The sequence below is a fragment of the Pseudomonas orientalis genome, from assembly GCF_001439815.1.
Taxonomy (GTDB): Bacteria; Pseudomonadota; Gammaproteobacteria; order Pseudomonadales; family Pseudomonadaceae; genus Aquipseudomonas; species Aquipseudomonas orientalis.
Genome location: NZ_JYLM01000012.1, coordinates 18701 through 32230 on the forward strand (window position 1 = coordinate 18701; position 13530 = coordinate 32230).

Genomic DNA, 13530 nt, shown 5'->3' on the forward strand with positions numbered 1-13530 from the left:
TAAAACGTTATTCTGTTTAAGATTTTTCCCACACACAGTGCGAACCGCCCATGCCGAACCTGCCGCCCCTTATCCAGCGCGTCATAGAACTGATCAAGCGCTACCCCGGGGTGATCGCACTCGGCGGCTTCATCTCGGGTGTGGGCAGCTTCATCCTGGTGGACCGCCAGCAGGGCATGGCCAGCTGGATCGCCGTGATCATGCTGGTGAGCTGGTTGTGGCTGATGCTGGAAAACAGCTTCACGCAACTGTTCACCAGGCTGTTCAACCGCGAAATACCGGAACCGCTGCTGCGCTACGCTACGCAGATGATCCACCAGGAAAGCCTGTTCTTCGTGTTGCCGTTCTTTTTCGTGACCACCGCCTGGAACAGTGGTCAGTCGGTGTTCACCGGCCTGCTCGGCGCGGCGGCGCTGGTGTCGATCATCGACCCGCTGTATTACAAATGGCTGGCGCCCAAGCGCTCGCTGTTCCTTGCCTTGCATACGCTGACACTGTTCGCCGCACTGCTGACCGCACTGCCGATCATCCTGCACCTGACCACCGCCGAGAGTTACAAGCTGGCACTGGGCGTCGCCATGGCGCTATCGATTCCGAGCCTGGCCGTCAGCCTGCCGCTGCGCAGCGTCAAAGGCTGGATAATGCTGCTGGGAGTGACGGCCGCGATTGGCTGCGCCGGCTGGCTGCTGCGTAGCTGGGTACCACCGGCCACCCTGTGGATGACCGAAGTGGCCATCAGCACCCAGCTTCAGGACCGCACACCGGGCGACGATCTCAAGCACGTCACCGCCGCCCAACTGCGCAGCGGCGGGCTGTACGCCTACACCGCAATCAACGCGCCGCGCGGCCTTGATGAGCGGATCTACCATGTGTGGAAATTCAACGGCAAGGAAGTCGACCGCATTGCGCTGGATATCCATGGCGGCCGCAAGGAGGGCTACCGCGCCTGGACCCACAAGCAGAACTTCCCGCCGGATTCGGTAGGCCGCTGGCAGGTGCGGGTGCTCACCGAAGACGGGCAAGTCATTGGCGTGCTGCGCTTTAACGTCACCGACTCAGCACAAACGGACAACCCGCAGTAGTCCCGATCGTGCTATTACGTAGCAATTGTGGATAGCCAAACAAGCTCGGAGCTTATGACCACTCCCCCGACGGCCGGCGCGGCCCAACTCGATACGTCCAGCACACCGCCGTTGCTGCGCATTACCGGTGACTGGACGCTGGCCCACTACGCAAACCTGAAGAAGCTGTCGAACACCCTCGACGGCCAATACGACGCCGGCGCGCACATCGACCTGAACGGCCTTGGCGCCCTGGATACCGCCGGCGCGTCGCTGCTGGTGGAGCTGCTGGGCCCCGACCGTATCGAACGCTCCGCCGAGCAGACCGATTGCAGCCTGTCCGCCGCCGACCGCGCACTGCTCAAGACCGTCTACCGCTCGCTCAACGATTTTTGCGTACCGCTCAAGGAGCCGGAAGAGGGCGCCGGCATCCAACTGTTGGCGCGCATCGGCCGCGCCGTGGACACCGTCTGGCAAGACGGGATGAAACTGTTGGGCTTCATCGGCCTGATCCTCGAAACCTTCGTGCGCGGCATCCTGCGGCCCAAGCGCTGGCGCCTGACGCCAGTGGTCGCGCATATCGAACAGACCGGCCTGGATGCCGCGCCGATCGTCGCGCTGCTGACCTTTCTGGTCGGCGCCGTGGTGGCCTTCCTCGGCGCCACCGTGCTCAAGAGCTTTGGCGCGACGATCTTCACCGTGGACCTGGTGGCGTTCTCATTCCTGCGCGAATTCGGCGTGTTGCTCACCGCCATCCTGATCGCCGGCCGCACGGCCAGCGCCTTTACTGCGCAAATCGGCTCGATGAAGGCCAACGAAGAGATCGACGCGATCCGCACACTGGGCCTGGACCCGATGGAGCTGCTGGTGCTGCCGCGGGTCCTGGCATTGCTGGTAGCACTGCCGATGCTGACATTTCTGGCGATGCTCTCGGGGATTGTCGGCGGCGGCGTGGTGTGTGCGGTGGCCCTGGATATTTCGCCGGCGATGTTTTTGTCACTGCTGCAATCGGACATTGGCGTGCAACATTTTCTGGTGGGCATGGTGAAGGCGCCGATCTTCGCGTTTCTGATCGCCGCGATCGGTTGCCTGGAAGGTTTCAAGGTCAGCGGCAGTGCCGAGTCGGTCGGCGCGCACACCACCTCAAGCGTGGTGCAGTCGATCTTCGTAGTGATCGTGCTGGACGCGGTCGCCGCGATGTTTTTCATGGAGATGGGCTGGTGAGTCGTCTGCATCGAGCGCCCACTGAGGCGGTGATTGAAGTTCGCGGCCTGTGCAACCGCTTTGGCAGCCAGAGCGTGCACGAGCACCTCGACCTGGATTTGTACAAGGGCGAGATCCTGGCGGTGGTCGGCGGCTCCGGCAGCGGCAAGTCGGTGTTGCTGCGCAGCATCGTCGGCCTGCGGCGGCCCAGCGAGGGGCAAGTGCGGGTGTTCGGCAAGAACCTGCCGAGTCTGTCCGAGCATGAACGCTCGCTGGTGGAGCGACGTTTCGGCGTGCTGTTCCAGAAGGGCGCCTTGTTTTCCTCGCTGACCGTCACCGAGAACGTCGCCTTGCCGTTGATCGAGCACGCCGGGCTCAGCCGCGCCGATGCCGAGCATCTGGCCGCAGTCAAACTGGCCCTGGCCGGGCTGCCGTTGTCGGCGGCCGACAAATACCCGGCGTCGCTGTCCGGCGGCATGATCAAGCGCGCCGCCCTGGCGCGTGCGCTGGCCCTGGACCCGGACATCCTGTTTCTCGATGAACCCACCGCCGGCCTCGACCCGATTGGCGCGGCGCAATTCGACCAACTGATCCTGACCCTGCGCGATGCGCTGGGCTTGAGTGTGTTCCTGGTCACCCATGACCTCGACACGCTGTACACCATCACCGACCGCGTGGCGGTGCTGGCACAGAAGAAAGTCCTGGTGGCGGACGCCATCGATGTCGTCTCGGAAACCGACGACGCCTGGATCCACGAATATTTCCACGGCCCCCGAGGCCGTGCGGCATTGGATGCCGCTCAATCGCTCAAAGAGGTATGACATGGAAACCCGAGCCCATCATGTGATGATCGGACTGTTCAGCGTAATGGTGGTGGTCGGCGCGATGCTGTTCGGCCTGTGGCTGGCCAAGTCCAGCGTCGACAGCGCCTTCCAGGATTATGAGGTGGTGTTCAACGAAGCGGTCAGCGGCCTGTCCCAGGGCAGTTCGGTGCAGTACAGCGGGATCAAGGTGGGCGACGTCACCAGCCTGCGCCTGGACCCCAAGGACCCGCGCCGCGTGCTGGCGCGCATCCGCCTGGCCGGGCAAACGCCGATCAAGGAAGACACCCAGGCCAAACTGGCACTGACCGGCATCACCGGCACCTCGATCATCCAGCTCAGCGGCGGCACCCCGCAGAGCCCTGAACTCAAGGGCAAGGATGGCAACCTGCCGGAAATCATCGCATCGCCATCGCCCATCGCCCGCCTGCTCAATAACAGCAACGACCTGATGACCAGCATCAACCTGCTGCTGCATAACGCCAACCAGCTGTTCTCCCGGGAAAACGTGGAACGCTTGAGCGCCACCCTGGACAACCTGCAGCAAACCACCGGCGCCATCGCGGAACAGCGCGGCGACATCAAAGTAGTGATGCAGCAATTGATGCAGGTGAGCAAACAGGCCGGCGGCGCGCTGGAACAGACCACCGTGCTGATGCGCAACGCCAACGGCTTGCTCAATGACCAAGGCAAGCAAGCCTTTGGCAGTGCCGAGCAGGCGATGAAGTCCCTTGAGCAAAGCACCGCCACCCTCAATACCTTGCTGGCCAACAACAAGGACTCGGTGAACAGCGGCCTGCAGGGCCTCAATGAACTGGCGCCGGCCGTGCGCGAACTGCGCGAAACCCTCGGTTCACTGCGCGCCATCTCACGCCGCCTGGAAGCCAACCCCAGCGGTTACCTGCTGGGCAGTGACACGAACAAGGAGTTCACGCCATGAAGCGTGCTTACCGAATGATCGCCCCCGTGGTCTTTGCATTGATCAGCGCGTGCTCGATCCTGCCCAAGGCGGACCCATCCGACGTATACCGCCTGGCGTCGTCCCAGCCCGCCGGTCAAGGCGCGCCGGTGAGCTGGTCATTGCGCGTGACCAAGCCGCAGACCAGCGAATTTCTCGACAGCCCACGCATCGCGGTGGTGCCCAATGGCGATCTGATCAGCAGCTATGCCAATTCGCGCTGGAGCGATCCGGCGCCGGTGCTGTTGCGCAATCGCCTGTTGGATGGTTTCCAGCGTGATGGGCGGGTGACGCTGCTGAGTACCGACGAGACCAATCTGCAGGCCGACTATGAGTTGGGCGGGCAATTGCAGGCGTTTCAGAGCGAATACCATGGCACGGCAGTGGAGGTGGTGATTCGCCTGGATGCTCGGCTGGTGCGCGGCAGCGATCAGCGGATCATTGCCAGCCGGCGGTTTGAGGTGAGGCAGAAGGTGGGGGATACCAAGGTGCCGGGGGTGGTGGCGGCTTTTGGGCAAGCCGGCGATCAGCTGAATAAGCAGGTAGTGGATTGGGTCGTGGCGCAAGGCAACACTACACCTAAAGGTTGAGGGCCTCATCGGGGGCAAGCCCCCTCCCACAATTTGAATGCATTCACAGATCAACATGTGGGAGGGGCGGTGCGACGATTCGACTTGCCCCCGATAGCAATCCAAGCCTCAACCAAAGAACCAGTAGCACACTGCAATAGCCGCCACGACCCCGGCAAACTCCGCCAACAACGCACACCCCACCGCATGCCGCGCCCGCTGGATGCCCACCGACCCGAAGTACACCGCCAACACATAAAACGTGGTCTCGGTGCTGCCCTGGATCGTCGCCGCCACCAACGCCGGGAAGCTGTCCACACCCTGGGTCTGCATGGTCTCGATCAGCATCGCCCGCGCCGCGCTGCCGGAGAACGGCTTGACCATCGCGGTCGGCAGTGCGTCGACAAACCGCGTGTCCATGCCGGTCCAGGCCACCACATGGCGAATCCCTTCCAGGCCGAAGTCCAGGGCGCCGGAGGCACGCAACACGCCCACCGCGCAGAGCATCGCCACCAGGTAGGGCAGCAGGTTCCTGGCAACGTCAAAGCCTTCCTTGGCGCCTTCGACAAAGGCTTCATACACCTTGACCTTGCGCAAGGCGCCGATCACCAGGAACAGCATGATCAAGCCAAACAGCGTGAGGTTGCCAAGGATCGACGACAACCCGGCCAACGCCGTGGCGGACAGGGTCGCCAGCAACGCCATGAAGCCTCCCAGCACCAACGCGCCGGGAATCAGGTAGGCCAGCACGACCGGGTCCCACAAGCGCAGGCGCTGCATCACCGCCACCGACAGCAGGCCCACCAGCGTCGACGCGCTGGTGGCGAGCAGGATCGGCAGGAACACCAGCGTCGGGTCGGCGGCGCCTTGCTGGGCGCGGTACATGAAGATGGTCACCGGCAACAGCGTCAGCGAGGATGCATTGAGCACCAGGAACAGGATCTGTGCGTTGCTCGCCGTATTGGGGATGGGGTTGAGTTCCTGCAGCGCCTTCATGGCTTTGAGGCCGATGGGCGTGGCGGCGTTGTCCAGGCCCAGGCCGTTGGCGGCGAAGTTGAGGGTGATCAGGCCGATGGCCGGGTGGCCGGCCGGCACTTCCGGCATCAGGCGACGAAACAGCGGGCCCAGGGCCCTTGCCAGCCAATCGACGATCCCGGCTTTTTCGGCGATACGCAGAAAACCCAGCCACAGTGTCAGGGTGCCGAACAGCAACACCATGACCTCTACCGACAATTTGGCCATGGCGAAAATGCTTTCCACCATCGCCGCAAAAATCCCGGCGTTACCGCCCACCAGCCATTGCGCCAGTGCTGACACCATTGCCACGACAAAAAAGCCAAGCCACAGGCCATTGAGCATCAGTTAAATCCCCCGAAAGATGGGGCGAATGATAGCGGGGCTGGCAGAAACGACAAACCCCGGAATTATCCGGGGTTTGCGTCAGCGCAATCGAGCGATCAGCCGCGAGTAATCTCGCCGGCCGGTAGCGCCTCTTTGCTGCGCCAGTGCGGCAGCGAATTCCAGTAGCGCTCGCCCTTGGCGTCGTCGTACATGCCTTCCCAGCGCGAGATAACCAGCACGGCCAGGGCGTTGCCGATCACGTTCAGTGCGGTACGCGCCATGTCCATCACACGGTCGACACCCGCGATAAACGCCAGGCCTTCCAAGGGAATGCCCACGCTGCCCAGGGTGGCCAGCAGCACCACGAAGGACACGCCCGGCACACCGGCGATGCCTTTGGAGGTGACCATCAGGGTCAGCACCAGCATCAGTTGCTGGCCGATCGACAGGTCGATGCCGTACAGCTGGGCAATGAAGATCGCGGCGATGCTCTGGTACAGGGTCGACCCGTCGAGGTTGAACGAGTAACCCGTCGGCACCACGAAGCTGCAGATCGCCTTGGGCGCGCCGTAGGCCTCCATCTTCTCGATCACGCGCGGCAGCACGGTTTCGGAACTGGCGGTGGAGTAGGCAAGCACCAGCTCATCCTTGAAAATGCGCATCAGCTTGAGGATCGAGAACCCGAACAGGCGGGCGATCAGGCCCAGCACCGCAAAGGCGAAGAACAGAATCGCGACGTAAACCAGGATCACCAGCTTGGCCAGTGGCAGCAGCGAGGCGAAGCCGAAGTTGGCGACGGTCACCGCGATCAGGGCAAATACACCGATAGGGGCGTACTTCATGATCATGTGCGTGACTTTGAACATGCTCTCGGACACGCCCTGGAACATCGTCACCAAAGGCTCGCGCAGTTCCGGCTTGAGGCTCGACAAGCCCAGGCCGAACAGCACCGAGAAGAAGATGATCGGCAGCATCTCGCCACGGGCGACGGCCGCGAAGATATTTGACGGGATCAGGTTGAGAATGGTCTCGATGAACGCATGTTCATGCTGCACCTCGGCGGCGGTGGCCTGGTACTTGGAGATATCGACGGTACCCAGGGTACTCATGTCGATGCCCGCGCCCGGATGGAACAGGTTGGCCAGCAACAGGCCGACCACGATGGCGATGGTGGTGACGACTTCAAAGTAGAGGATGGTTTTGACGCCGATGCGACCCAGTTTTTTCGCGTCACCCACACCGGCAATGCCGACGATCAACGAGGAAATGACGATTGGGATAACGATCATCTTGATCAGGCGGATAAAGATATCGCCTGCCGGCTGCAGCACGTTGCTGATCCACCAGGCCTTTTCAGCACTGAAATGGTTGAGCACTGCGCCGATTGCGATCCCCAGCACCAAACCGATGAGGATCTGCCAGGCGAGGCTTAGCTTTGCCTTCTTCATGTCATTACCCTTACTTCAAGTGAACTTAAGGCAAATGCGCCAGCTGGACCGCTCGAAAGCGAAAAAGTGTGAGCATCTGCCTCCATGGAAGGTCACCGCAGCGTGGCCGAAATGGCTTACTGGCAGGCGAAAAAAGGCGCAACTATTCCCATGCAAGCCAGCGGCGTCTAATGCCGTAAACGCCTACCCTATGCCGAATCGGCATGGCTTTTTTTGAAAATAATTGTTTGAACGGTCAGTTCGAATGCGCCATTCAAGCGGGTGAACCTGCCGTGAAGCTGCCAATTACGGCTTGCGCAGAGGTACCGGAGGACTTGAGGTGTTTGGCAGAAATGCTTGAAAAATCCGCAGCCTGGCGTCGAAAACGGCCTGTGGCGTCAGGAGAAATTTCTAGATGGATGGTCGCATCGACATACTACGTAATGATTAGCCAGAGGAAAAACGAAGAATGCCAGCTATACGCGGAATGACGCACCGGCCATCAGAGTCATAAGCCCGCCGCAAGTTCAGCAAGCTTGAGGACTTGTGAACTTGCGTCGCAGCTTTTCACCTGACCCGGCCCTTGCGCAGGCACTCCCTGTACCCGTAGGTCGCGCCGATCCTCATCGATCAGAGCAACCCGGCCCCCTGGTCATGCATCGCTCTTGGCGAGCAATGCAAAACAGAAAGAAGCAAAGTGGCTTCTCTCTATGGACGCCGGCTCCGTAAGACGGAACCTAGTACCAATTCGGATCTTTCTTGAGCTGCTCCATCAGCAGCTTCTTCATGCCGTCATCCGGCTTACCGAGAAAACGGTAATCGGCGTGCCGCGTCGGGGATTTGTCCGCCGGCAGACCGGCCGGGACTTCCACCAACATGGCGTAGGCATCTTCCTTATCGAAGCTGAAGGCGACGATCAGGCGCTTGTTCAGGCAGGTATCTGCCGTTTCACACAGCGGCCCTACCAGATACTTGTCGCCATCCTCTTCGACAGCGTTCATTTGCTCGGCCGTACCCGACAGGTTCATCACCCATTCGGGCAGGCGCTCCTCTTTCTTCACCACGCCTTGCCAGGTTTCACGGTACTGCGGGTCCGCGCTGAGCAATTCGTTGGCCCGGGATTGGCCGTCGTTGGCGGCCATCACCAAGCCGCTACCGCCCAGCAGCAGGGCGGCGGCAATGGCTTTAAAAGGCAGAGTGGTCATATTCAGCCTCGGCCTTTACGACCAAAGAAGAACGACGCAATGAACATCACCAGGAAGACCACGAAGAGAATCTTGGCGATACCCGTAGCCGTGCCGGCGATACCACCGAAGCCCAGGACTGCAGCCACAATGGCGATGATCAGAAACGTGATTGCCCAACTCAACATGGTGATTCTCCTTAAGCTTTCATAGGGGGTACAGCGTGATGCCATGTGGCCGCTCGACATGAGCGACGTTGTATTGCCTAGAACACCCAGCGTTCCTGAACCGGCAGTTCGCTCAGGGTGGAATCCTGGTCTGCCACTCTCAGTTGCGGGGCGGTTACATCGGCAGCCGTGCTGCCAACGGAACGGAAGTGGGTCTGGGTCATGACGGGGCGTTCGAACTGCGGGGCTTGCTCGTGACTCTGCTGCCAATGCTGCATCTGCTGGCCAATAATCAGCGTGACCATCAACGCCAGGCTGGCGAACAGACCTTGCTGCAGATGCAGCGGCGATACACGCAATTGGCTGAGGCTTTGGCGAGTCATACTGCTTTCTCCCGCATTCTGATTATTCGTTCATGACGCTCTATGCACTAGCTATTGCAGAGCGCATGCCAGGTTTTTTGCAAAATAAATCTTAATAAAATCAGATAGTTATGAATTTAATGCAGGCGCACAACACAGCATCCTGCACGATGCCCTTTCAGGAGCCGTGCGAAATGCACGATGGTCAGTGGTCGGGTCGAAGGATCGAAAGCGGCTGAGTGGTTGCCGAAGCGGCGAGAAGATATGAAAAGGCCACTAGATCGGGCCTTTTACCGGGCCGTGTAGGAAGATGTGCAGATAGCTACGCGACGTTGCCTTTTATCAATCAGAATAAACCATGCAACTTGCCCGATTATTCCGGGACTAAACACCAACATTCACAGTTAAGGAGCGCGGGACAGATGGAATCAGCCAAGGAACTTCAAGGCCGCATTCTTTTAGTGGATGACGAGTCCGCGATCCTCCGTACCTTCCGCTATTGCCTGGAAGATGAAGGCTACACCGTTGCCACCGCCAACAGCGCAGCCCAGGCCGATGCCTTGATGCAGCGCCAAGTGTTCGATCTGTGCTTTCTCGACTTGCGCCTGGGCGAGGACAACGGCCTGGATGTATTGGCTCACATGCGTATTCAAGCGCCATGGATGCGTGTCGTGATCGTGACCGCCCATTCGGCGGTGGACACCGCAGTAGATGCCATCCAGGCCGGCGCCGCCGACTATCTGGTCAAGCCCTGCAGCCCGGACCAGTTGCGCCTGGCCACGGCCAAGCAACTGGAAGTGCGCCAGCTCTCGGCACGCCTGGAAGCCCTGGAGGGCGCAGTGCGCCAGCCCAAGGATGGCCTCGACTCCCACAGCCCGGCCATGATGGTGGTACTGGAAACCGCACGGCAGGTAGCCGGCACCGATGCCAATATCCTGATCCTCGGCGAATCGGGTACCGGTAAAGGCGAGCTGGCGCGGGCCATTCACGGCTGGAGCAAACGCTCGAAAAAATCCTGTGTGACCATCAACTGCCCTTCGTTGACCGCAGAGCTGATGGAGAGCGAACTGTTCGGCCACAGCCGCGGCGCATTTACCGGTGCCAGCGAAAGCACATTGGGCCGCGTCAACCAGGCAGACGGCGGCACGCTGTTTCTCGACGAGATCGGCGACTTTCCCCTCACCCTGCAACCCAAGCTGCTGCGCTTTATTCAGGATAAGGAATACGAGCGCGTGGGCGACCCGGTTACCCGCCGCGCGGACGTGCGCATTCTCGCCGCCACCAACCTGAACCTGGAAGACATGGTGCGCGACGGCCGCTTCCGTGAAGACCTGCTGTATCGCCTCAACGTCATCACGTTGCACCTGCCGCCGCTGCGCGAACGCAGTGAAGACATCCTGACCCTGGCCGACCGCTTCCTGGCGCGCTTCGTCAAGGAGTATGCCCGCCCGGCGCGCGGCTTCAGCGATCAGGCACGCGAAGCGCTGCTCAACTATCGCTGGCCCGGCAACATCCGTGAGCTGCGCAACGTGGTGGAGCGCGCCAGCATCATCTGCCCTCAGGAGAAGGTCGAGATCAGTCACCTGGGCATGGCCGAGCAACCAACCAACAACGCGCCACGCATTGGTGCGGCACTGAGCCTGGACGAGCTGGAAAAAGCCCATATCGGCGCCGTCCTCGCCACCAGCGATACCTTGGACCAGGCCGCTCGTACCCTCGGCATCGACGCGTCGACCCTGTATCGCAAACGCAAACAGTACAACTTATGAGCTGTACCTCATGAAGCTGGCGATGAAACTGCGCACCCGGTTATTCCTGAGCATCTCGGCACTGATCACCGTGGCCCTGCTGGGACTGATCCTGGGCCTGGTCAGCGTGATGCAGATGGCCAAGACCCAGGAGTCGTTGATTCGCAGCAATTTCGTCACCCTCGACCTGGGCGTGAAGTTGCGCCAGAGCCTGGGCGATCAACTGATCATGATGCTCGAAAAGCGTCCCGACCCGGCTGCCCTGGAAGCCTCCAAACAGCGCTACTTCGACCTGTTGGACCAGGGCATCGCCCATGAACAGCGTGACGGTCACACCCACGGCTTCGAGCAGGCACGCAAGGACTACCAGAACCTGCTGCAGGCATTTGACGAATCCCAGCAGAACCCGTCTGCGCCGGGCAGCAAGGAAAAGCTCACTGAAACCTTCAATACCCTGCGCAACGGGCTGATCGTCCACCACAAGCAGGCGCTGGAAAATATCAGCACAAGCGAGCACAAATCCCGTGAGCGTGCGCTTCTCGTCGCCAGCTTGCTGGGACTCGTCGGCCTTGCGGTGTTGATCATCGGCTTTGTGACCGCCCATGGCATCGCCCGGCGATTCGGCGCGCCCATCGAAGCGCTGGCCAAGGCCGCCGATAAAATCGGGCAAGGCGATTTCGAAGTGACATTACCGATATCGGCGGCGGCGGAAATGAACCAGCTGACGCGTCGCTTCGGCATCATGGCCGAGGCGTTGCGCCAACATCAAGCCACCAATGTCGATGAGTTGCTCGCCGGCCAGCAGCGGTTGCAAGCGGTGCTCGACAGCATCGACGATGGTCTGCTGATGATTGACCGCCAAGGCCACCTTGAGCACCTCAATCCCGTCGCACAACGCCAGCTGGGCTGGGACGAAGAGCGCCTCGGTCAGGGCCTGGGCGAAGCGCTGGGTCGCCCGGAAATGGATGAACAACTGAATCTGGTGCTACGCGGCGGCAACCTGGAGCGGGCGCCGGAGGACCTGGAGGTGGAAGTCGAAGGCGAGCTGCGCCTGCTGACGTACAGCCTGACCCCGGTCAGCCACACCCAGGGGCATATCCTGGGCGCGGTGATGGTGCTGCATGACGTCACCGAGCAGCGTGCCTTTGAGCGGGTGCGCAGCGAGTTCGTCTTGCGCGCCTCCCACGAGCTGCGCACACCGGTGACCGGCATGCACATGGCCTTCGGGCTCTTCCGCGAACGGGCCAAGTTCCCGGCCGAATCACGCGAAGCGGACCTGCTGGATACGGTCAACGAAGAAATGCAGCGGTTGATGCAGTTGATCAACGATTTGCTCAACTTCTCGCGCTACCAGAACGGCCTGCAGAAACTCACGCTGGGGCCTTGCGATGTCATCGACCTGCTGGAACATGCCCGAGCCCGGTTCGCCGAACCTGCGAACGCACAAGGTATCGAACTGGTGGTGGAAGCTCAGCCCGACCTGCCACGCCTGTATGCCGACCAGGCGCAACTGGAGCGCGTGCTCGACAACCTTCTGGGGAACGCCCTTCGACACACGGCAGAGAGCGGGCAGATTCGCTTGCAGGCGCGACGTCATGGCGAACGGGTGATTATCAGCGTCGAGGACAACGGTGAAGGCATTGCCTACGGCCAGCAGGGACGCATCTTCGAGCCTTTCGTACAGGTAGGGCGCAAGAAAGGCGGCGCCGGCCTGGGGCTGGCATTGTGCAAGGAGATCGTGCAATTGCACGGCGGCCGCATGGGTGTGTATTCGCGGCCGGGGCAGGGAACGCAGTTCTATATGGCCTTGCCTTTGTAAGAACCAGCTCCCCGGCCACAAAGGGCTCGCTACCCTTCAGCGCTGGTTCAAGGCGCGCAGGATCGCCGCACTTTGCGCATCCGGGGTGCCGTCGAACAGCGACGGGCGAAAATGCATCTGGAACGCGGCGATCACATGACGCGTGGCCACATCCAGCTCACCGGTTTGCGGTGTGGGGTAGCCCAGGCGCGCCAGTTCTTCCTGGAACCAGGTGATGCTCGGCAGTTGCGCGGCGTACTGCTGCTGGAATCGAGCCACTGCCTGGGCATCCGGCCAGACCCCCAGGCCCTCATCGGCCAGACGCTTCCATGGAAACAACGGGCCCGGGTCCAACTTGCGCAGCGGCGCAATGTCGCTGTGCCCGATGATGTTCCTGGGCTCGATACCGTTACGCTTGCTGATGTCCTTGAGCAACACCACCAGTGACTTCACCTGCGCTTCGGAGTACGGGTACCACACCCGGCCGGTGGGGGTGTCGCTGTAGCCAGGGTTGACGATCTCGATGCCGATGGAGCTGGAGTTGAGCCAGGTGCGCCCCATCCATTCGCTTTCCCCGGCATGCCAGGCGCGCCGGCTTTCATCCACCAGCTTGTAGATCGTGCCCGAGGCGTCATCGCCGATCAGGTAATGGCTGCTGACCTGGCCGTGGGTCAACAGCGCCAGGGAGCGTTCGAGGTTGGCCGAGGTGTAATGCACCACAACGAACTGCACGCGGTTGTCGTGGTTCACCGAAGGGTGGCTGGTGTTCAGGCGCGGGCCGCTGGAGCAGCCGGCGAGCAGAAGAACTGCAAAAGCGATAAAGAGAGATTTCATGGCTGAAGGCGTTACGCAGAGGACGATAATGCAACAGTGTAACGTAAGGTCAAATCC

At 61.1% G+C, this 13530-nt stretch carries 13 protein-coding genes; 7 read left to right on the top strand and 6 right to left on the bottom strand.

Translation table 11 applies throughout. The annotated features are described in order from the left end of the window. The first annotated feature begins 50 nt into the window (after window positions 1-50). The 5 genes from TU82_RS23680 to TU82_RS23700 are packed head-to-tail and all read left to right on the top strand — an operon-like array spanning window position 51 to window position 4633. Entirely contained in the window at window positions 51-1082 is a 1032-nt protein-coding gene (locus tag TU82_RS23680) for a DUF5924 family protein (protein WP_057725673.1), read from the top strand. A gap of 54 nt (window positions 1083-1136) precedes the next feature. Next, window positions 1137-2285, top strand: coding sequence for an ABC transporter permease (locus TU82_RS23685; RefSeq protein ID WP_057725674.1), 1149 nt, complete (start codon window positions 1137-1139; stop codon window positions 2283-2285). After that, window positions 2282-3085: an ABC transporter ATP-binding protein gene (locus tag TU82_RS23690; RefSeq protein ID WP_057725675.1), complete on the top strand. Its 804-nt coding sequence runs from the start codon at window positions 2282-2284 to the stop codon at window positions 3083-3085. Before TU82_RS23685 ends, TU82_RS23690 begins: the two co-directional genes overlap by 4 nt. A gap of 1 nt (window position 3086) precedes the next feature. Beyond that, on the top strand, window positions 3087-4025 hold the full coding sequence (locus tag TU82_RS23695) for an MlaD family protein (protein WP_057725676.1): 939 nt from the start codon (window positions 3087-3089) through the stop codon (window positions 4023-4025). Further along, window positions 4022-4633 (top strand): ABC-type transport auxiliary lipoprotein family protein, encoded by a 612-nt coding sequence (locus tag TU82_RS23700; RefSeq protein ID WP_057725677.1) that lies wholly within the window; start codon window positions 4022-4024, stop codon window positions 4631-4633. Before TU82_RS23695 ends, TU82_RS23700 begins: the two co-directional genes overlap by 4 nt. A gap of 108 nt (window positions 4634-4741) precedes the next feature. On the opposite strand, the gene TU82_RS23705 is transcribed toward TU82_RS23700, so the two are convergent. From TU82_RS23705 to TU82_RS23720, 5 genes are all read right to left on the bottom strand, one after another. Further along, window positions 4742-5971, bottom strand: coding sequence for a nucleoside recognition domain-containing protein (locus TU82_RS23705; protein ID WP_057725678.1), 1230 nt, complete (start codon window positions 5969-5971; stop codon window positions 4742-4744). Between the two features lie 98 nt (window positions 5972-6069). After that, entirely contained in the window at window positions 6070-7401 is a 1332-nt protein-coding gene (gltP, locus tag TU82_RS23710) for a glutamate/aspartate:proton symporter GltP (RefSeq protein ID WP_057725679.1), read from the bottom strand. 716 nt (window positions 7402-8117) lie between these two features. Beyond that, a complete protein-coding gene (locus TU82_RS23715) occupies window positions 8118-8585 on the bottom strand; it encodes an inhibitor of vertebrate lysozyme family protein (protein WP_057725680.1) in 468 nt (155 codons plus the stop codon). Between the two features lie 2 nt (window positions 8586-8587). Beyond that, a complete protein-coding gene (locus tag TU82_RS28320; protein ID WP_003187386.1) occupies window positions 8588-8752 on the bottom strand; it encodes a DUF1328 domain-containing protein in 165 nt (54 codons plus the stop codon). 77 nt (window positions 8753-8829) lie between these two features. Next, window positions 8830-9114 (bottom strand): hypothetical protein, encoded by a 285-nt coding sequence (locus TU82_RS23720; RefSeq protein ID WP_057725681.1) that lies wholly within the window; start codon window positions 9112-9114, stop codon window positions 8830-8832. A gap of 401 nt (window positions 9115-9515) precedes the next feature. Here TU82_RS23720 and algB point away from each other — a divergent pair, with 401 nt between their 5' ends. Together algB and TU82_RS23730 are read left to right on the top strand one after the other, a co-directional pair. Next, a complete protein-coding gene (algB, locus tag TU82_RS23725; RefSeq protein ID WP_057725682.1) occupies window positions 9516-10862 on the top strand; it encodes a sigma-54-dependent response regulator transcription factor AlgB in 1347 nt (448 codons plus the stop codon). Window positions 10863-10872: 10 nt separating this feature from the next. Next, window positions 10873-12660, top strand: coding sequence for a KinB sensor domain-containing domain (locus TU82_RS23730; RefSeq protein WP_057725683.1), 1788 nt, complete (start codon window positions 10873-10875; stop codon window positions 12658-12660). Window positions 12661-12696: 36 nt separating this feature from the next. On the opposite strand, the gene TU82_RS23735 is transcribed toward TU82_RS23730, so the two are convergent. After that, window positions 12697-13473 carry an N-acetylmuramoyl-L-alanine amidase gene (locus TU82_RS23735; RefSeq protein ID WP_057725684.1) on the bottom strand — a complete coding sequence of 259 codons (777 nt, stop codon included), beginning with the start codon at window positions 13471-13473 and terminating at the stop codon, window positions 12697-12699. Window positions 13474-13530: the final 57 nt, after the last annotated feature.